Consider the following 18,326-nt stretch of genomic DNA (forward strand, 5'->3'; position numbering starts at 1 on the left):
GGGTTTCTCCAGGTGTGATCGATCCAGCAAGGGTTAGGTGCCGGGCGGTCGAGCCGCTATTCTCACTTAGCACCGAACAACGCCACCGAGCGACGACGATTTGTGGAGGCGGTGCGGCTCATGAGCCTGGACCTTCTGGTGCTGACTGCGGAAGCCGACGCCACTGCGGTGCTTCCCGCGCTGGACCTGCTGCCGCACACCGTACGCGTCCGCCCGCCCGAGGTGACGGCCCTGCTCGACGCGGGCCACCGGGACGTCATCGTCCTCGACGCCCGCAGCGACCTGGCCTCGGCGAAGAGCCTCTGCCGGCTGCTCAAGGGCGCGGGTGAAGACGAGGCGGCCACGCCGATCATCGCCGTCGTCGGCGAGGGCGGCCTGGTGGCGGTCAGCGCCGAGTGGCGCACCGACGACATCCTCCTGCCGACCGCGGGCCCGGCCGAGGTCGATGCCCGGCTGCGGCTGGTCACCACGCGCGACGGCGGTTCCGCGCAGGTCGACGCCGAGCTGCGGGTCGGCGAACTGGTCATCGACGAGGCGACCTACACCGCGCGCCTGCGTAAGCGCACCCTCGAGCTCACCTACAAGGAGTTCGAGCTGCTCAAGTACCTCGCCCAGCACGCCGGCCGGGTGTTCACCCGCGCCCAGCTGCTGCAGGAGGTCTGGGGCTACGACTTCTTCGGCGGCACGCGCACGGTCGACGTCCACGTCCGGCGGCTGCGTGCCAAGCTCGGTCCGGAGCACGAGCAGATGATCGGCACCGTGCGCAACGTCGGCTACAAGTTCGAGCGGCCGGCCAAGGCCGGCGTGCCCCGCCAGCCGGTCCCGGCCGAGGCGCCGGCGGAGACCCCCGAACTCGCGCACTGACACCACCACACTTCTCAGGACGCGGCGAGAACCGTCGCGTTGCCTCTCCCGCGGGTACGGTCGCAGGGTGAGTGGTGAAGGCGAGTGGCGGCAGGAACTGGACGAAAAGCAGCTCGAGGACGTCCGCGGGCTGCTGCTGGCCGTCCGCGAGGCCGACGGGCGGCCCGAGGTGGCGTCCGAAGGCCCGCTGCCCGGCGAGTTCGACGGCGGTGAACACCTCGTCGCCTGCATCGACGGCGATGTCGTCGGCTACGCCCACGTCGACACCACCGGTGACTCCTTCGGGCACCAGGTCGCGGAGCTCTTCGTGCACCCGGCCCACCGCAACCGCGGCTACGGCGCGAAGCTGCTTCAGGCGCTCGACGAGCGTGCCGCGGTCGGCTTCCGGATCTGGGCGCACGGCGACCACCCCGCCGCGCGGAAGCTGGCGCTGAAGACCGGCCTGGAGCGCAAGCGCGAGCTGCTGATCCTGCACACCGACGTCGAGGGCGCGGACTGGCCCGAGCCGGTGCTGCGCGACGGCGTCTCGCTGCGGACGTTCGTGCCGGGGCAGGACGAGGACGCCGTCGTCCGGGTGAACGCGCGGGCCTTCGACTGGCACCCCGAGCAGGGCGCGCTGACCGCCGACGACATCCGCGCCGACGAGCGCCGGCCGTGGTTCGACCCCGAGGGCTTCTTCCTCGCGGAAGAGCGCGGCGAAGTCATCGGCTTCCACTGGACGAAGGTGCACGAGGCCACCCCGGGCCGGTTCGGCGGCGAGCGCGTCGGCGAGGTCTACGTCGTCGGCGTCGACCCGGCGGCGCAGGGCGGCGGGCTCGGCCGGGCGCTGACCCTCGCCGGGCTGCGGTACCTCGCGAGCCGGGGACTGGGCCAGATCATCCTGTACGTCGAGGGCGACAACGCCCCGGCGCTCGCCGTCTACACGAAGCTCGGGTTTTCCCGTCACGAAACCGACGTCCAGTACGGTCGGTGACCACGGTGGACGGGGTGCGAGCACCTCGTCACGGTGTGCGAACGCGCAGGTCACGGCGCGGACACGGCACCCTATCGGGGTAGTAGCACTGCTCACATCCGGAGCCTTGTTCACTTTTCGTTCACCTGGACAGGGGCGACCGTCCACCGGCGCTGCCTAATGTCCGGATCCGGCGCGGCAGCACGCCGCGACGACCCGGTCAAGCTCCTGATGGAGGAAACAGCAGTGAAGATCATGCGGCCCCTGAGCGCGGTGGGCATCGTCGCGAGCGCCGCCCTCGTGCTCGCCGCCTGTGGTTCCGACCCCGCGGCGACCAACAGCGGCAGCTCGAACTCGGCTTCGGCGCCCGCTGCGACCGGCACCGCCGCCGTGGAGTGCGGTGGCAAGAGCCCGCTCTCCGCGGAAGGTTCGTCGGCGCAGAAGAACGCCATCGACATCTTCACGCAGCAGTACAGCAAGAAGTGCGCGGGCCAGCAGGTCAACTACAACCCGAGTGGCTCGGGCGCCGGCGTCAAGCAGTTCAACGCCAACCAGATCGACTTCGGCGGCTCGGACTCGCCGATCAAGGACGCCGACGCCGCGGCCGCCAAGGCCCGCTGCGCCAGCGACGCCTGGAACATCCCGCTGGTCGTCGGCCCGATCGCGGTCGCCTACAAGCTGTCCGGTGTGGACAAGCTGACGCTGACCCCGTCGGTGACCGCCAAGATCTTCAGCGGTGGCATCACCAAGTGGAACGACCCGGCCATCAAGGCGGTCAAGGGCAACGAGAGCCTGAACCTGCCGGACAAGGCCATCCAGGTCGTCTCCCGCGCCGACGAGTCGGGCACCACCGACAACTTCCAGAAGTACCTTGGCGCGGCCGCGAAGGCGGACTGGACCAAGGGTGCCGGCAAGAAGTTCAACGGTGGCGTCGGCAACGGTGCGCAGGGCTCCAACGGTGTCGCGACCGCGGTGAAGGCCTCCGACGGCGGCATCACCTACGTCGAGGGCGCGTTCGCCAAGGACGGCCTGACCCCGGCCCTCATCGACAGCGGCTCCGGCGGTGTCGAGCTCAACGCGGCGAACGTGGCGAAGTCCCTGGACGCGGCGAAGTTCCTCAAGGACGGCTCGAACGACCTCGCGCTCGACCTCAACGGCATCTACGCCAGCAACACCGCGGGTGCCTACCCGCTGCTGCTGACGACCTACGAGATCGTCTGCTCGAAGTACGCGAACCCGGATGTCGCGAAGGCCGTCAAGGCGTTCCTGACGGTGGCCGCCACCGACGGTCAGCAGCCGCTGTCCGCCAAGGGCTACGTGCCGATCCCGCAGTCGCTGCAGACCAAGGTCCTGGCCGCCGTCAAGGCGATCTCCTGAACCGGCATTGCGACTGACATCCGAGTGATAGAGGCTGGTCAGAAGTAGCTGATGAGCGAGTCATCCTCGACGCGAACGCCCACCGGCGACCCCGGTGGGCGTTCGTCGTCCGCCACGACGCCCCCGGAGGTCCCGATTTCGGAGCAACCAGCCCCGCCGGCGGCGCCGCAGCCGCCCGCGGGCGAGAAAGCGAAGAAGGTGCGGCCCGGTGACCGCATCTTCCAGAACCTGACCACCGGGGCCGGGATCTTCGTCGTCGCCCTGATCGGCCTGATCGGGCTCTTCCTGCTCATCCAGGCGATCCCGGCGCTGCAGGCCGACAAGGCCAACTTCCTCACCAACCACGGCTGGTCGACCAACGACCCGGCGAACATGTCGTTCGGCATCCTCGACCTGCTCGAGGTCACCGTGGCGACCTCGGTCGTGGCCCTGATCATCGCGATGCCGGTCTCCCTGGGCATCGCCCTGTTCCTGACCCAGTACGCGCCGAAGCGGCTCGCGCGGCCGTTCGCGTACGTCATCGACCTGCTCGCCGCGGTGCCGTCGATCATCTTCGGTCTCTGGGGCATCCTCGTCTTCGCCCCGGCGATCGAGCCGTTCTCGCAGTGGATCAACGACACGTTCTCGTGGTTCCCGCTGCTGGCCCCCGGCAACGTCGCGCCGAGCGTGCGCGGCACGATCTTCACCGCCGGCATCGTGCTGGCCGTGATGATCCTGCCGATCATCACCTCGCTCTCGCGTGAGGTCTTCGAGCGCACGCCGACCCCGCACATGGAGGGCGCGCTCGCGCTCGGCGCCACCCGCTGGGAGGTCATCCGCACCACGGTGCTCCCGTTCGGCAAGGCCGGGTACGTGGGCGCGTCCATGCTCGGCCTCGGCCGGGCACTGGGTGAGACGATCGCGCTGGCCGTGATCCTGCTGATCCCGCAGGGCAAGAACTTCGACTGGAGCCTCTTCGACGGCGGCGCCACCTTCGCCTCGAAGATCGCCGCCAACTACAGCGAGTTCAACAACGAGATCTCGGCCGGCGCGTACATCGCGGCCGGCCTGGTGCTGTTCGTGCTCACGTTCCTCGTCAACTTCGCGGCGCGGTCCGTCATCGGCAAGAAGGGAGACCGAGCATGACCACCACGCTCGAAGCCCCGGCCACGACCCCCGCGTTCCAGCAGGTCAGCCTGGCCCGCAAGGTCAAAAACGGCGTCGCGACCACGCTGGTCTGGCTGTCGTTCCTGATCGCCGTCGTCCCGCTGGTCTGGGTGCTGTACACGGTCATCGCGAACGGCATCAAGCGCATCCCGTACTCCAACTGGTGGTCGCAGGACCTGGGCAACTTCCTGTCCGACGAGGTCGGCGGCGGCGTGCTGCACGCCATCATCGGCAGCCTGCTGCAGGGTCTGGTCTGTGCGGTCATCGCGGTGCCGATCGGCATGCTCGTCGCGATCTACCTCGTCGAGTACGGCCGCGGCAAGCTCGCCAAGGCCACCACGTTCATGGTGGACATCCTCTCCGGTGTCCCCTCGATCGTCGCGGCGCTGTTCATCTACGCGCTCTGGATCACCACGTTCGGCCTGCCGCGCAGCGGTTTCGCCGTGTCGCTGGCCCTGGTGCTGCTGATGATCCCGGTGGTCGTCCGCTCGTCGGAAGAGATGCTGCGGATCGTCCCGGACGACCTGCGTGAGGCCTCCTACGCGCTGGGCGTGCCGAAGTGGAAGACGATCATGAAGATCGTGCTCCCGACGGCGATGTCCGGCATCGTCGGCGGCGTCATGATGGCGCTGGCCCGCGTGATGGGCGAGACCGCGCCGCTGCTGGTCCTGGTCGGCTACTCCGCCTACACGAACTGGGACATCTTCAGCGGCGAGCAGGCGGCGCTCCCGCTGCTGATGAACAACGAGCGCGTCACCAACTCGATGGATCCCGGCTCGGTCGGCTTCGACCGGATCTGGGGCGCCGCACTGACCCTGGTGATCATCATCGCGCTGATCAACCTCCTCGCCACCGTGTTCGCGCGCCTCGTCGCCCCGAAGAAGAAGTGAGCTGTTCCTGATGGCCAAACGACTCGATGTCAAGGACGTCGACATCTACTACGGCAAGTTCCACGCCGTGGACGGTGTCACCCTCTCCGTGCCACCGCGCAACGTCACCGCGTTCATCGGCCCGTCGGGCTGCGGCAAGTCGACGGTGCTGCGCACGCTCAACCGCATGCACGAGGTCATCCCCGGCGCCCGCGTCGACGGCCAGGTGCTGCTCGACGGCGAGGACATCTACGCGTCGGCGGTCGACCCGGTCCAGGTCCGCCGCACGATCGGCATGGTTTTCCAGCGCCCCAACCCGTTCCCGACGATGTCCATCAAGGACAACGTCGTCGCGGGCCTGAAGCTCGGTGGCACCAAGGGCAAGAAGACCCTCGACGACATCGCCGAGCGCGCCCTGCGCGGCGCGAACCTGTGGAACGAGGTCAAGGACCGCCTCAACAAACCGGGCGGCGGCCTGTCGGGCGGTCAGCAGCAGCGGCTCTGCATCGCCCGCGCGATCGCGGTCCAGCCGGACGTCCTGCTGATGGACGAACCGTGCTCGGCGCTGGACCCGATTTCGACGCTCGCGATCGAGGACCTGATCGGGGAGCTGAAGAAGGACTACACGATCGTCATCGTCACGCACAACATGCAGCAGGCAGCGCGGGTTTCCGACCAGACGGCGTTCTTCAACCTCGCCGGCGTCGGGCAGCCGGGCCGGCTGGTGGAGCTCAACGACACGGAGAAGATCTTCTCCAACCCGGACGAAAAGGCCACGGAGGATTACATTTCCGGCCGCTTCGGCTGAGTAGTCGTTGTCGGGGAAGGCCTTTCTCGCCGGTGCTCGGGGTCGGCGAGAAAGGCCTTTCTTTTGTCCAAAGTGGAGCGGTGCGGTGTCTTCCCGCAAAAAAAGGCCCCCGGCGCCGGCCGGGGGCCTTTCTCGTTGGTGCGGCTCAGATGTCGTCGTCCGAGCCGTAGCCCGGCATCTTGCCCGTGACCACGAAGATCATCCGCTTCGCGACCGACACCGCGTGGTCGGCGTAGCGCTCGTAGAAGCGGCCCAGCAGCGTCACGTCGACCGCCGCGGCGACGCCGTGCGGCCACTCGCGGTCCATCAGGACCGTGAAGAGGTGGCGGTGGATGTCGTCCACCTGGTCGTCGTCGGACTCGAGCGTCTTCGCCGCTTCGACGTCCTTCGTCTTGATGACCTGCTCGGTCGAGCGGGCCAGCTTCACCGCGACCTCGCCCATCTCGGCGAAGTACGGGCGCACGGCGTCGGGCAGCACCGGGTCGGGGTGGCGGCGCCGCGCGGCCTTCGCCACGTGCAGCGCCAGATCGCCCATCCGCTCCAGGCTTTCCGCGGCGTGGATCGCCGCGAGGACGGTGCGCAGATCGGTCGCCACAGGCGCCTGCAGGGCCAGCAGGGCGTACGCCTGCTCTTCGCACTGGGCGCGTGCGTCGTCGACCTTGGCGTCGTCGCTGATCACCTGCTCGGCGAGACTGAGATCGACCTCCAGCAGTGCCCTCGTGGCCCGCTCCATGGCGTCGGCGACCTGGACCGACATGGCGGCCAGGTTGACGGCGAGCTGTTCGAGTTCGACATGGTAAGCCTCACGCATGGCCCAACCCTACGGCCAACCGTGACCAAACACCGCATCGCCGGGTGAACCGCACGTGAACCCGGTCTAACGATCCTCGCGGATCAGCCCGTGGTGCTGCTCTTCTTGCTCGTCGTGGTGCTCTTGGAGCTGCCCGTCTTCGACTTCGACGTGCTGGTCGGCGAAGCCTGCTCGCTCGGCGGGACCGGCGCGTTCGCGTCCGGCAGCGGGGTGTTGTTGCGCAGCGCGTCGAAGAGCGACTTCGTCTTGCTGCGGACGAGGACTTCGTTGCCGCGGCTGTTGGGCAGGCCGACCGTCGGCACGGTCAGGAAGGTGATCTTCGAGGAGTCGAGGCCCTTCATCGACTGCGCCAGCGTCATCATCTGCTTGACGCCGAGGTTGTCGCCGAAGGTGGCCTTCGCGAAGGCGGTGATGAAGTCGCTGAGCTTGCCGGGGTCGAGCACGACGTCCGACGACATGACCTTCCGCAGCAGCGCGCCGATGAACTCCTGCTGCCGCTTGATCCGGCCGTAGTCCGACGTCGGGTCGCCCTTGACGTGCCGGGCGCGCACGAAGTTCAGCGCCTGGTCGCCCGAGATCGTCACGTCGCCGGTCTCCATCAGCACCTTGCCGAGGGTCGTGTCGTCGATCGGGGTCTCGTTGTGCACGGTGACGCCGTGCACGGCGTCGACCATCTCCTTGAAGCCGTTGAAGTCGATGCCGACGAAGTGGTTGATCCGCAGACCGGTGAGCTGCTGGATCACCTTGGTGGTGCAGGGCGGGCCGCCGACCGCGTAGGCGGTGTTCAGCTTCGCGATCTTCTGCTCGGGGACCTTTTCGTCGGTCGTCTTGCTCTGCGCGGGATCCCAGCGCTGGCACTCGGGCCGGTCGATCTCGAGGTCACGCGGGAAGGACGTGACGACGACCCGCTTCCGGTCCGCGGGGATGTGCGCCACCATCACGGTGTCGGAGCGCGCGCCCGGATTGCTGTCGGCGGTGCCGACGCCCTCCTCGGCGGAGGCGCCGTCCCGGGTGTCGGAGCCGACCATCAGGAAGTTCTCGTCGTTGGCCTGCGCGTCGGCGTCCTGGATGTCGGCGGAGTTCTCGTCGAGCGCGGAGACCTGGGTGAACTTCGCGTCGAAGTACGTCTGGGCGCCCCACGCACCCCCGATCCCGAGGAAGACGAGCCCGGCGACGACCGCGGCGGCGATCCGCCCGAACCGCACCGAGCGCTCGATCTTCCGGGCCTTCTTCTCCTGGAGCCGGGTCTGCGCGGCCTGTTCCTCGGAGACCGCTTCGTCTTCACCCTGCGGCGTGGTGGTGACCACGCGCTGAAGGGCGGTGCGGGTGCTCTCGAGGATCGAAGCGGGCGAGAGCCGCTCACGGCGCACCCGCCGCTTCTCTTCTTCGGCGTTCATTTCGTCGTGCGCGGCGGAGAACCGGGCGAGGGTGTGGTCGATCTTGCGGCGGTACTGGGTCGCCTCGTCGATCGCTTCCATCTCGTCGGTCATGGTCAGCGGGTCGAGAGCGGACCGCGGAGGCACGGCGGCGATCCCGTTGGCCCCGTTGGCCGCCGGACGGCCGCCGGCTTCGGGCGCAGCGGTTTCCCGCGCAGCGGCGGGGCTGTCCGGGGTGGCGGCAGGCCGTGCGGCGGCGGGACGGCGAACCGCGGGCCCGTCGGGTGTGGCCGCGCGGCCGGTGTTCTCGTCGAGGGCCGGTGCCCGGCGAGGTGCCGGGCTGTCCGGGGTTCCGGGCGGGCCGACCGGCCGCGCGGTCGCCGGACGCCGCATCGCAGCGCTGTCGGGAGCACGGTGCGGCGCGGGCCCATCGGGCGCGGCACCACGACGAGGCGCGGGTCCCTCGGCCGCACGCCGACCAGCGGGGCCATCGGCCGCCATCGGGCGACGGGGGCCCGAGTCTTCGGGCGCCGCCGCGCGCCGGGCCGCGGGCCCGTCGTGGCGCAGAGCGGCGTCGTCGGGGCCGACCGCGCGTCGGCCGGTGGGGCCGTCGGCTGCGGGAGCGTGGCGGGGACCTGCGTCGTCGGGCGCGGCCGCGCGCCGACAGGCTGGTCCGTCAGCTGCGGGAGCGTGCCGCGGAGCTGAGTCGTCGGGGGCAACCGAGCGTCGGCCGTCGGCTGCGGGCGTGTGGCGCGTAGGTGCGTCTTCGGGGGCGACCGAGCGTCGCGGCGCGGGGCTGTCCGCAGGGCTGCGTCGAAGGCCGGCGTCGTCGGGGCCGGCTGCGCGTCGGCCGGTGGGGCCGTCGGCTGCGGGCGTGTGGCGGGGACCGGCGTCGTCGGGTGCGGCCGCGCGCCGACCGGGTCCGTCAGCTGCGGGCGTGTGGCGGGGACCGGCGTCGTCGGGTGCGGCCGCGCGCCGACCGGCTGGTCCGTCAGCTGCGGGCGTGTGGCGCGTCGGTGCGTCCTCAGGTCCACGCCGATCCGCGGCCGGGCTGCGCCGAGCCGTGTCGTCGGGGGTCACCGCGCGGCGGCCGTCGAGGGCTCGTCGGGGGGCTCCGCCTTCGGCCGGCGGGGTCGCGTCCGCGCCCGGGCGTCGCGGGCGGCGAGGGGGCTGCGGAGCCGCCGACGTCTGCTGGGGGCCCGGGTTGGCCGCCGGGGGGCGGCGCTGGAGCGGCGCCTCGGGGGCCGGGGCCGCCGCTGCCGTGCGGCGGGGCTGGCGGGGGCGCGGGGGGCGGGGTTGACGGTTCGCGTCCGTGGGTACTGGGTCTTCGGCGGGCGGCTGCGGTGCCCGCGCCCGGGACGGCGGCTCGGCCGCGCGGCGGCCCGGCTGGTCCGGCTCGCGGGGCGGCGTCGGCCGCACCCCGGTGGTCTTGGCCACGACGTCCGAGACGCTGATGCCGCCCTGGTCTTCCATCGACCTGCGTCTACCCGTCCGTGGCCGCGCCGGACCATCGGTGCGGCGACCGGTTCCCGGGCTGTCGTGCTCGTCCGGCACTCGGTCTCCTTCCGCACGATCTCGACTAGGACGTCCTCCCCCGCAGGAGGTGATCGTTCCTCCGGAGGTTTTCGTTATCGTACGGATACCCCCCGTTCGTGACGACACCCTCCCGGAAATTTCTTCACCTTGAGTCGACGAACGGGCGGTGGGCGTCGACAAACGGGTGAAGCCACTCATCGGCAATCCGGAGTAATGCGGTGTTTACGTTACTCAGAGTGGGTTATTAACTGCGTGCTTTGCGCGTCGTGATAGGCCACTTTGTTGCGGCCCGCGCGTTTCGCCGCATAAAGCAGGCGGTCGGCGCTGCGCAGCTGGCGTTCGGGTGACGACGGCGCGCCGGCCTCGTGCGCCAGTCCGGCGCTGATCGTCACGTGCAACCCGGGCTGGAGTTCTGACCAGGGGTGACGGGCGACGCGCACGCGGGCCGCGTCGACGATGCCGATCGCGTGCCCCGCGTCGACGCCGGGCAGCCAGAGCACGAACTCCTCGCCGCCGTAGCGGGCGCAGAAGCCGTCCGGCGGCAGTTCCTCCTGCAGCAGATCGGCCACCCGACGGAGGACGCGGTCGCCGACGAGGTGACCGTACGTGTCGTTCACGCGCTTGAAGCGGTCAAGATCGACGAGCGCAATACCGAGTGGGGGACGGTCGGTGAACGGTCCGTAGAGCCGCTCGTCGAGGTAACGGCGGTTGTAGCTCGACGTCAGGGCGTCGCGCAGGCTGCCGTCGCGGGCGATGTCCAGCGCGGACCGCAGGTGCTGGTAAGCGCGGCGCCAATCGCCTTGGGTCGCGAAGAGGCTCGCGACGGCTTCGTGCAGGCGGAGCAGGTCCGGCGGCCGTGGGCGGCCGGTCCGGCTCAGCGCGCCTTCGCCCTCGGCGACCATGCCCACCTCCACCACCCCTTGGTTGTCGTCGCGGCGGAGGCCACCCTTGAGGCGTCGGTGCGGACGAAGGTGAATTTCGCTCAAACGGGACAGTGCCGGTGACTCTGCGGAGTCGGCGGGTCAGAGGCCCGAGAACGGCTCGATGCCCTTGAGCTGGGCGAACTGATCTTTGGCCCAGTAACTCACATCCGCCGTGACGTCGTTCAGTAGCTCCGTGTAGTCGATCCAGGCGATCCAGCGCCAGTCGCCGACCTCGGCCGGGTTCGGCGCCGGCTCGTCGTCGGTCCACGCGGCGAACACCGGGCAGAACTCGTTCTCGACGATCCCCTGGAACGGCGGCGTCCGGTAGCGGTAGTTCGGCAGCACGCAGCGCAGCCCGGACAGCGAGGGCAGCCCGATCTCGTAGCCCGCGCGCCGGCGGACGGCGTCTTCGAGGGACTCACCGGGTGCGGGGTGGCCGCAGACGCTGTTGGTCCAGACCCCCGGCCAGACCTTCTTGTCGAGCGCGCGCTGGGTGATCAGCAGGGCGTTGTCGCTTCGCCGCAGGACGTAGCACGAGAAGGCCAGGTGCAACCGGGTGTGCTCGTGGTGACTGGCCAGCTTCGGGCCGGTTTCGCCGGTGGGCACGCCGTCTTCGGTGACGAAGACGACCTGCTCGGTCTCGGGTTCGGTCGCGGTATCCACGCGCCCCAGTGAACACGAACGCGCCGAACCGGCCGTACCGCGAGGTGGGTGGGTTACCCGTGATCCGCCCGGCGGGGTGACGGGCGGTTACCGCGCGTGGAGGTGCTCGACGAGCAGCGTGGTGACGGCCTCCGGCGCCTCCTCCGGAACCCAGTGCGTGACGTCTTCGAGCATCTCGAACCGGTACGGCCCGGTGACCCAGTTCGCGGTGTCGAGCGCGGCGGTCGACCCGAAGGAGACGTCCTCGGTGCTCCAGACGTACAGCGTGGGCACGGCGATCTTCCCGATCTTCCCGCCCGGCCGCCCCGCCCGGTACCAGTTGAGCGCCGCGGTGAGCGCGCCCGGCTCGGACAGCCGCTGGACGTAGTCGTCGACCTTGGACGGCGCCACCCGCCGCTCGAACATGTCCCGCAGCGCCCGGCCGTCGTTCTCGAGCATCCGCCGCTCGGTGACGCGCGTCTGCCGCCACTCGGTCATGTACCGCGTCCGCAGGTGCTGGTCCTCATCGGTCTTCATGGCCTCGGCGAGCGCGGCGGGGTGCGGCGTGGAGATGACGGCGAGGCTCCGCAACCGATCGGGATGCGCGTCGGCGGTCCACCACGCGACGGCGCCACCCCAGTCGTGCCCGACGAGGTCGAACCGCTCCCAGCCGAGCGCCTTCGTGATCGTGACGACGTCCTCGACGAGGTGGTCGATCGAGTACTCGGTCGCCTGCTCCGGCCGCACCCCGGGCGAGTAGCCCCGCTGGTCCGGCGCGACGGCCCGGAACCCGAGCACCCCGAGGGTGGCGACCTGGTGCTCCCACTCGACCGCGGCTTCGGGAAAGCCGTGCAGCAGCAACACGGGCCGCCCGTCTTCGGGCCCGGCGGCGATGGCGTCGAAGGTTCCGGCCTCGGTGGGGATGCTGATGTGGTCGATCACGGGGCCGAATCTACTTGCTTCGGTCCAGGGCGTGCCCCCGAGCGGCACGGTCACTTGGAGCTCGACGTGGTTCCCGGGCTACTCGGCCGGCGGGGTTGGTGCTCCGGTTCTGCGGTACAGGGTGCGGATGTCCTCGCCATCCTTGGCCCGGCGCAGCATCAGCTTGTACTTGAGGACGTCGGAGAGGGGGGCGAAAGGGATGCCGTCGATGAGTTCCGCGCGCGAGATCAGGTCGTCGGTGTCCCACTCGGGTGAGACCCACCGCTCCGAGACTTCGATGCGGCCATCGCACAGCTTCCAGAGCCGGTCTCCGGTGACAGACCCTGTTCCGGGCACACCGTGCGTTTCGGCGTAGCGCAAGGCTTCGCCGCGCGCGACGACATCCAGGTCGTGGAGCCTCTCGGTGAGGTTGTGCGCGAACATGGGGGCACTGCCGAATACGACGTAGTCGCGGGTGTCGAGCCCGAGCGCGGCCAGCTGCCGGAAGAGCGGGTGGTGGCACAGGCTGATGACCACGATCATTCCTTCGGTGGTGCGAGCGGTCGATGGCGGCGCAGCCAGTCGAGCAGAGTGTGTTCTTGCGGTTCGGGTTCGTCGGAGTCTTCGGCCGGCGCCGGTACGGCAGCCAGCGCGCGGATGATTTCCGGTCGTTCCGTTGGGCTGCTGCCCTCCAATGCCTTGTGCAGCCGATCGGTCTCGAACCGCTGCCGGACTTCGGTCCGCCGCAACCTGAGCCAAGCCCTCGTCACCGTCGACAGGGTGACGACGACGGCGACTGTGACCCATTCGAGGTGACCGAGCAGGTTGGCCAGCATTGCGGGCTCACAACGTCGCCGTGCGGTTGCCCTCGGCGATCTCCGCGAGAGCTTCGTTCCTTCGGATGTAGAGGACCTGGCGACCGGTGCCGATCATCTTCTGCTCCTTCAACGCGCGGATGATCTTTTTCACTGAGTCGACAGACGCGCCGGTCAACGCTGCGACGTCCTGTTGGCTCAACGGCATGGCGAGCCCGCTGTCGGTGGAGCGGCCGATGCCTTTCCCTGCCAGTTCGAGGATGGCTTTCGCGACCTTCTGCTCGACCGCGAGGTCGGACTCGACGACCTTGTTCGTCGCCTGCGATACGCGCTCGTCCGCGGCGACGAGCTGGGCGTGCATCGCGCGGGGGTTGTCGTAGAGGAATTTCAGCCATGCCGTAGCGGGCAGCAGCAGCACTTCCACGGTGTCCATGGCGATCGCGCTGGCTGTGCGCGGCTGAGGGCGGACGGCCGCCATCTCACCGACGGTTTCCCGCGGCCCGCGGATCGCCACGATGCGTGGCCGCGTGCCGAGGACGACCTTGATGTGGCCCTTCTTGATGAGCAGCGCGAAGTCGGTCTCCTCGCCTTCGCGGAAGAAGGTGTGCCCCTCATCGCGCTTCAAGACCTGACCCACCTCAGCAAGGTGCTGCATCTCCTCCTCCGTGAGGAGAGGATGCCCCTGATCTTGAAGCTGCTCGACCATGTTGTTAAGAGTAATATTACACTTAAGAGAGGGTCAAGTGCTCCATTCGAGCGCTACTTCTGGTCGATGACGTCGCTGACCTGAGCAACTGTGATCAGCGGACTGTAGAGCCGCAGGATGTCGAGGGTTTTCGCGTGGCTTTCGTCGTCCACGCCCGCGCACGCGTCGGACACCACGGTGACCGCGACGCCTGCGTCCGCTGCGGCCAGGGCTGTCGACAGGACGCAGCAGTCCGTCGAGACGCCTGCCAGAACCAACCGGGCGCCGCCGACGCGGGTTGCCAGGCGAGGGGTCCACTTGCCGAAGGTGGTCGCGTCCACTGTGGACGGTGGCTGGAACGCGTCGACGATCTGGTACAGCTGGGCGTCCGGGGGCTGCAGGGCGAAGGGCCACTGCGCGTAGTACTGCTTCCAGGCTCCTTCCGGGCTCGGAGGTGCGACGAACCGGGTGAACACGACGTCGTTGCCGAACGCTGTCACCAGCCGGCGGATCGGGGGGACGACCTCGGCGAAGCGTGGGGTGAACCACGGGCTCGCCGGGTCGGCGAAGACGTTCTGCAGGTCGATGACCGCCAGGACCGCTCTCATGCCGCCTCCTGGGTGCGGACCCGCTGCCGCGTCAGCAATGTGGCCAGGAAGCCCAGCGCCAGCGCCACCAGGACGCCGAGGTTCGCGAACGCCCATGCGCCGTCGCGGCCGCCGAGGCCGAGGGGCTCCAGGAGGTAGCCCTGCCACTTCAGCCAGTCCGCGGACGAGTTCGTCACCAGGCCCCAGCCGAGCGCCGTCGCCACCAGAATCACTGCGATCGGCCCGACGCGGACGTCGCCGTAGCGGCCCGCCGGGTCGAACAGCTCCCGCTCGGCGTAGTCGCGGCGGCGCAGCAGGACGTCCGCCAGCATCACGCCGCACCAGGCCGCCACCGGGACGCCCAGCGTGACCAGGAAACCCTGGAACTGGCCGAGGAACTCGCCGCCGAAGAACACGATGTAGACCGTGCCCAGCACCATCAGCACGCCGTCGACGAGCGCCGCCACCGGGCGGGGCACGCGCAGCCCGGCCGAAAGCAGCGCCAGGCCCGACGAGTAGATGTCCAGCACCGCGCCGCCGACCAGCCCGAGCACCGCGACTATCGCGAACGGCACCAGGAACCACAGCGGCAGCAACGTCGTCAGCGCGCCGATCGGGTCCGCCGCGATCGCCTTGTTCAGGTCCGGTGACGAGCCGGCCAGCAGCAGCCCGAACACCAGCAGCACCAGCGGCGCCACCGACGCGCCGAACGTCGTCCAGCCGACCACCCCGCGGCCCGACGCCGAGCGCGGGAGGTAGCGCGAGTAGTCCGCGGCCGCGTTGACCCAGCCGAGGCCGAAGCCGGTCATCAGGAACACCAGCGCGCCCACCCACTGCTGCGCCGAGCCGGACGGCAGCGCGCTGACCGCCGGCCAGTGCACGTCGCCGGCCACGAGCACCACGTAGACGACCGTGAGCACGCCGGTGATCCACGTGATCCACGTCTGCAGCTTCATGATCGCGTCGAAGCCCAGCACGCCGGCGGCGACGGTCAGCGCCGCGACGACCACCAGCGCGACCACCTTCGTCACCGTGCCGCCGCCCCAGCCGAGGCGGTCGAACACCGTCGCCGTGGCCAGTGTCGCCAGCGCCGTCAGCACGGTTTCCCAGCCGACCGTCAGCAGCCACGAGATCGCCGACGGCAGCCGGTTGCCGCGGACGCCGAAGGCCGCGCGCGAGAGCAGCATCGTCGGCGCCGACCCGCGTTTGCCGGCGATCGCGATGAACCCGCACAGCAGGAACGAGAACAGGATGCCGACGACGCCGGCGACCAGCGCCTGCCAGAACGAGATGCCGAAGCCGAGGGTGAACGAGCCGTAGCTCAACCCCAGCACCGACACGTTCGCGCCGAACCACGGCCAGAACAGCTGCCGTGGCCTGCCGCGCCGCTCGGCGTCGTCGATCACGTCGAGGCCGTTGGTCTCCACCTCGAGCCTGCGGGAACCGCTCATGTCGTGGCCTCCACCCAGTGGTCGATCTCCGTCCGGCTCGGCGCCGTCGCCGGGCCGGGCCGGGTCACCGAAAGCGCGGCCGCCGCGTTGGCGCGCACGGCGGCGTCGAGGAGGGTACTGCCGCGCAGCAGCTCCGCGGCCAGTACGCCGCAATGCGTGTCGCCGGCGCCGTTGGTGTCCACCGCGTCGACCGCGAAGCCGGGGACCTCGGTGATCCGGCCGTGTTCGTGCACGCGGCAGCCCTTCGCGCCCTCGCGGACGACGGCGACCGGTGGCAGCTCGCCCAGCACGCCGGCTTCGCGGGCGTTGCAGCTCAGGATGTCTACAATGGACAGTACGTCATGGAGTTCTCCAGGGTTGATTTCGGCCACCAGCGGGCCGGGGTCGAACAGGATCCTCGAGCCGGGCAGCCGGGGCAGCCACTCGACGAGAGCCCTGCGATTGATCTCGTGCAACAGACTGTAGCCAGTCACATACACCACGTCGTCATCATTTAGGAGGACCCGGTCGAGCAGGTCGGGTCGCAGCCGTCCTTCGGCGCCGCTGCCGGTCGCGAAGGTGCGCTCGCCGCTCGCGTCGACCAGCGCGACGACGACGCCGGTGTCCAGCTCCGGCGTCGGTTCGTGGGCCAGTTCGACACCCTCGGCGGCCAGCGCGGCGCGTGCGAGGTCGCCCAGCGCACCGGTGCCGTGGGTGCCCGCGTAGAGCACCCGCGCGCCGGACCGGGCGGCCGCGGCCATCACGTTGAACCCGCCGCCGGGCAAGAGGTTCGTCGACGTCGCCAGGACGTCGCCGCCCGGCGGGGGCAGGGCCGGCACCGCCATGACCAGGTCGAGGACGACCTGCCCGGTGTGCACCAGCCGCCCGGTCATCGACGGCGCAGCTTGAGGAGCTCGTCGACCAGCGGGCCGAATTCCAGCCGGTTCACGCTGAGCACGGTCTCGACGACGTCGGGCCGGAAGGCGTCGACCCCGTGCGCGGCCCCGAGCATCGCCCCGCAGATCGCGGCCACGGTGTCGGTGTCGCCACCCAGCCCGGCGGCCAGCCGCAGCGCCGCCGGCGGGTCGTCGCCCATGGCGTCGGCCAGCGCGAACGCGGCCACGACGGACTCCTGCGACGCGACCGACGTGCCGATCACCCTCGCGACCGCGTCGGCGACGGCGGCCGGCGCCATGCCCCGCACCCAGCCGCGGGCCCAGCCGATCCGGGCGGCGATCTCCCCGCCGGGCGCCCAGTGCCCGCGCTCCCCGCCGACGACGGCGGCGCGCTCACCCGCGTCGAGCGCTTCGGGCAGGCTCGCGCCGTCGATCCCGGCGGAGACGGCGGCGGCGACCGCGGCGGCGGCCGCGATGCCGAGGCTGGTGTTGTGCGTGACCCGCGCGGTCGCGACGACGGCGTCGACCAGGCGGTGCAGGTCCTCCGAAGGCGTGGCGATGCCGACCGGCGTGACCCGCATGGCGGCGCCGTTGGTGGTGCCGGTGCGGCCGGCTTCCTCGGCCGGAACGCCGTTCTGCAGCCGGGAAAGCGCGCGTTTCGTCGACGGGCCGAGCAGGTCGGCGGAGCCGCGGCGGACCATGTCCGCTTCCCAGATGAGCAGGGCGTCGGCGAAGACGTGCGGCTCGACGGTGCCGCGGCCGTCGATGAGCAGCCGGGCCAGCAGGACGGCCTGCTCGGTGTCGTCGGTGATCGACCCGGCGGGCATCGACGGCGCGATCGGCTGCTCGGCGACGGCGGTCAGCAGGCCGGTGACCGGCCCGTAGGTGGCGGCGATCGCGGCGCGGGACATCGACTGCGTCGGCATCCCGAGCGCGTCGCCGACCGCCAGGCCGGTGAACGCGCCGAGCGCCCGGTCCCGCGCGCTCACCGGTGTCCGAAGGTGAGGTGGAACTGGAAGCGGTCCGGGTCCAGCAGGCTGACCACCCGCTCGACCAGCCCGCCCTCGACGTCGACCGAGGTGCGCTCGGCGCGGAGGAAGAGCTCGCCGATGCTGCGGCCGAGGAGTTCGGCGGCGCAGGCGTCCAGGCGTTCGGTGCTGATCCACTGGTCGCCGCCGACGGAGACCAGGCCGGCGGCTTCGAGGGTCTTGGTGAGGGAGTCGTCGCGCAGGCCGGTTTCGGGGAGTTCGGCGAGCGGCCCGACGGCGGGCACGGTGGCGGTTTCCAGGGAGACCCCGCGGTCGTGCTCCCGCCGCAGCCGCCGGACGGCGACGTAGGTCTCCGGCCCGAACTCCTCGTGGAGCGCCTGGTCCCGGACGGTTTCGATGCCGAGGAGTTCGGTGGTGACGGGCGCGCCGGCGTCGGCGAGGGCGCGGGCCCAGCCGATCCGCTGGTCGAGCTGGACGCCGTCGAAGGTGACGAACGACCCGACGCCGGCCTGGGTGGAGATGAGGTCGAGCTGCTGCAGCTCGGACAGCGCGCTGCGGACCGTGCCGCGGCTGACCTGGTACTGCAGGGCGAGCTGGTGCTCACCGGGGAGGCGTTCGCCGTTGGCGAGGCGCCCGGAGCGGATCAGGTCGGTGAGGTCGCCGACCAGCTGCTGCCGCTTGCTGTACATGTACACACCT

Annotated in this window: 19 protein-coding genes; 6 read left to right on the forward strand and 13 right to left on the reverse strand. The window is 70.4% G+C overall.

Annotation, left to right across the window (positions count from 1 at the left end):
- The first annotated feature begins 120 nt into the window (after nt 1–120).
- From MUY14_RS38590 to pstB, 6 genes are all read left to right on the forward strand, one after another.
- Entirely contained in the window at nt 121–864 is a 744-nt protein-coding gene (locus MUY14_RS38590) for a response regulator transcription factor (protein WP_247016950.1), read from the forward strand.
- Nucleotides 865–931: 67 nt separating this feature from the next.
- Nucleotides 932–1,837, forward strand: a complete 906-nt coding sequence (mshD, locus tag MUY14_RS38595) for a mycothiol synthase (RefSeq protein WP_247016952.1) — start codon at nt 932–934, stop codon at nt 1,835–1,837.
- A gap of 225 nt (nt 1,838–2,062) precedes the next feature.
- Nucleotides 2,063–3,193, forward strand: coding sequence for a phosphate ABC transporter substrate-binding protein PstS (pstS, locus tag MUY14_RS38600; protein WP_247016955.1), 1,131 nt, complete (start codon nt 2,063–2,065; stop codon nt 3,191–3,193).
- Between the two features lie 198 nt (nt 3,194–3,391).
- On the forward strand, nt 3,392–4,318 hold the full coding sequence (pstC, locus tag MUY14_RS38605) for a phosphate ABC transporter permease subunit PstC (protein ID WP_247025457.1): 927 nt from the start codon (nt 3,392–3,394) through the stop codon (nt 4,316–4,318).
- Entirely contained in the window at nt 4,315–5,229 is a 915-nt protein-coding gene (gene pstA, locus MUY14_RS38610; RefSeq protein WP_247016957.1) for a phosphate ABC transporter permease PstA, read from the forward strand. Before pstC ends, pstA begins: the two co-directional genes overlap by 4 nt.
- 10 nt (nt 5,230–5,239) lie before the next feature.
- Entirely contained in the window at nt 5,240–6,016 is a 777-nt protein-coding gene (pstB, locus tag MUY14_RS38615) for a phosphate ABC transporter ATP-binding protein PstB (protein WP_247016960.1), read from the forward strand.
- A gap of 145 nt (nt 6,017–6,161) precedes the next feature.
- Here pstB and phoU read toward each other — a convergent pair whose 3' ends face one another.
- From phoU to MUY14_RS38680, 13 genes are all read right to left on the reverse strand, one after another.
- Complete coding sequence (gene phoU, locus MUY14_RS38620) at nt 6,162–6,827, reverse strand: phosphate signaling complex protein PhoU (RefSeq protein WP_247016962.1); 666 nt, start codon at nt 6,825–6,827, stop codon at nt 6,162–6,164.
- Between the two features lie 83 nt (nt 6,828–6,910).
- On the reverse strand, nt 6,911–8,350 hold the full coding sequence (locus MUY14_RS38625; protein ID WP_247025458.1) for an LCP family protein: 1,440 nt from the start codon (nt 8,348–8,350) through the stop codon (nt 6,911–6,913).
- 1,616 nt (nt 8,351–9,966) lie between these two features.
- Complete coding sequence (locus MUY14_RS38630; protein WP_247016964.1) at nt 9,967–10,641, reverse strand: GGDEF domain-containing protein; 675 nt, start codon at nt 10,639–10,641, stop codon at nt 9,967–9,969.
- A gap of 120 nt (nt 10,642–10,761) precedes the next feature.
- Nucleotides 10,762–11,325, reverse strand: a complete 564-nt coding sequence (gene idi / locus MUY14_RS38635; RefSeq protein ID WP_247016966.1) for an isopentenyl-diphosphate Delta-isomerase — start codon at nt 11,323–11,325, stop codon at nt 10,762–10,764.
- Between the two features lie 87 nt (nt 11,326–11,412).
- Nucleotides 11,413–12,246 carry an alpha/beta fold hydrolase gene (locus MUY14_RS38640; protein ID WP_247016967.1) on the reverse strand — a complete coding sequence of 278 codons (834 nt, stop codon included), beginning with the start codon at nt 12,244–12,246 and terminating at the stop codon, nt 11,413–11,415.
- A 78-nt stretch (nt 12,247–12,324) separates the two neighbouring features.
- Complete coding sequence (locus MUY14_RS38645; protein WP_247016968.1) at nt 12,325–12,762, reverse strand: hypothetical protein; 438 nt, start codon at nt 12,760–12,762, stop codon at nt 12,325–12,327.
- 2 nt (nt 12,763–12,764) lie between these two features.
- Nucleotides 12,765–13,061 (reverse strand): hypothetical protein, encoded by a 297-nt coding sequence (locus MUY14_RS38650; protein ID WP_247016969.1) that lies wholly within the window; start codon nt 13,059–13,061, stop codon nt 12,765–12,767.
- A gap of 7 nt (nt 13,062–13,068) precedes the next feature.
- On the reverse strand, nt 13,069–13,746 hold the full coding sequence (locus MUY14_RS38655) for a Crp/Fnr family transcriptional regulator (protein WP_247016971.1): 678 nt from the start codon (nt 13,744–13,746) through the stop codon (nt 13,069–13,071).
- A 53-nt stretch (nt 13,747–13,799) separates the two neighbouring features.
- A complete protein-coding gene (locus MUY14_RS38660) occupies nt 13,800–14,333 on the reverse strand; it encodes a cysteine hydrolase family protein (RefSeq protein ID WP_247016972.1) in 534 nt (177 codons plus the stop codon).
- The gene (locus MUY14_RS38665; protein WP_247016974.1) at nt 14,330–15,763 is read right to left on the reverse strand and encodes a cytosine permease; all 1,434 of its coding nucleotides are present in this window, start codon (nt 15,761–15,763) and stop codon (nt 14,330–14,332) included. Before MUY14_RS38665 ends, MUY14_RS38660 begins: the two co-directional genes overlap by 4 nt.
- Nucleotides 15,760–16,635: a PfkB family carbohydrate kinase gene (locus tag MUY14_RS38670; protein WP_247016976.1), complete on the reverse strand. Its 876-nt coding sequence runs from the start codon at nt 16,633–16,635 to the stop codon at nt 15,760–15,762. The genes MUY14_RS38665 and MUY14_RS38670 overlap by 4 nt, the downstream gene beginning before the upstream one ends.
- Nucleotides 16,632–17,627: an ADP-ribosylglycohydrolase family protein gene (locus MUY14_RS38675; RefSeq protein WP_247016978.1), complete on the reverse strand. Its 996-nt coding sequence runs from the start codon at nt 17,625–17,627 to the stop codon at nt 16,632–16,634. The genes MUY14_RS38670 and MUY14_RS38675 overlap by 4 nt, the downstream gene beginning before the upstream one ends.
- Nucleotides 17,624–18,316, reverse strand: coding sequence for a GntR family transcriptional regulator (locus tag MUY14_RS38680; RefSeq protein WP_247016980.1), 693 nt, complete (start codon nt 18,314–18,316; stop codon nt 17,624–17,626). Before MUY14_RS38680 ends, MUY14_RS38675 begins: the two co-directional genes overlap by 4 nt.
- Nucleotides 18,317–18,326 lie beyond the last annotated feature (10 nt).

The sequence above is a fragment of the Amycolatopsis sp. FBCC-B4732 genome, assembly GCF_023008405.1.
In the GTDB taxonomy this organism is placed as follows: Bacteria; Actinomycetota; Actinomycetes; order Mycobacteriales; family Pseudonocardiaceae; genus Amycolatopsis; species Amycolatopsis pretoriensis_A.

What these genes read in the sequence shown, in the direction of transcription:
- MUY14_RS38655 (WP_247016971.1), bottom strand. Translation starts at nt 13,746, where the DNA reads ATGGTCGAGCAGCTTCAAGATCAGGGGCATCCTCTCCTCACGGAGGAG.
- MUY14_RS38680 (WP_247016980.1), bottom strand. Translation starts at nt 18,316, where the DNA reads ATGTACAGCAAGCGGCAGCAGCTGGTCGGCGACCTCACCGACCTGATC.
- MUY14_RS38650 (WP_247016969.1), bottom strand. Translation starts at nt 13,061, where the DNA reads ATGCTGGCCAACCTGCTCGGTCACCTCGAATGGGTCACAGTCGCCGTC.
- pstA (WP_247016957.1), top strand. Translation starts at nt 4,315, where the DNA reads ATGACCACCACGCTCGAAGCCCCGGCCACGACCCCCGCGTTCCAGCAG.
- MUY14_RS38665 (WP_247016974.1), bottom strand. Translation starts at nt 15,763, where the DNA reads ATGAGCGGTTCCCGCAGGCTCGAGGTGGAGACCAACGGCCTCGACGTG.
- phoU (WP_247016962.1), bottom strand. Translation starts at nt 6,827, where the DNA reads ATGCGTGAGGCTTACCATGTCGAACTCGAACAGCTCGCCGTCAACCTG.
- MUY14_RS38630 (WP_247016964.1), bottom strand. Translation starts at nt 10,641, where the DNA reads ATGGTCGCCGAGGGCGAAGGCGCGCTGAGCCGGACCGGCCGCCCACGG.
- pstB (WP_247016960.1), top strand. Translation starts at nt 5,240, where the DNA reads ATGGCCAAACGACTCGATGTCAAGGACGTCGACATCTACTACGGCAAG.
- MUY14_RS38590 (WP_247016950.1), top strand. Translation starts at nt 121, where the DNA reads ATGAGCCTGGACCTTCTGGTGCTGACTGCGGAAGCCGACGCCACTGCG.
- MUY14_RS38660 (WP_247016972.1), bottom strand. Translation starts at nt 14,333, where the DNA reads ATGAGAGCGGTCCTGGCGGTCATCGACCTGCAGAACGTCTTCGCCGAC.
- MUY14_RS38670 (WP_247016976.1), bottom strand. Translation starts at nt 16,635, where the DNA reads ATGACCGGGCGGCTGGTGCACACCGGGCAGGTCGTCCTCGACCTGGTC.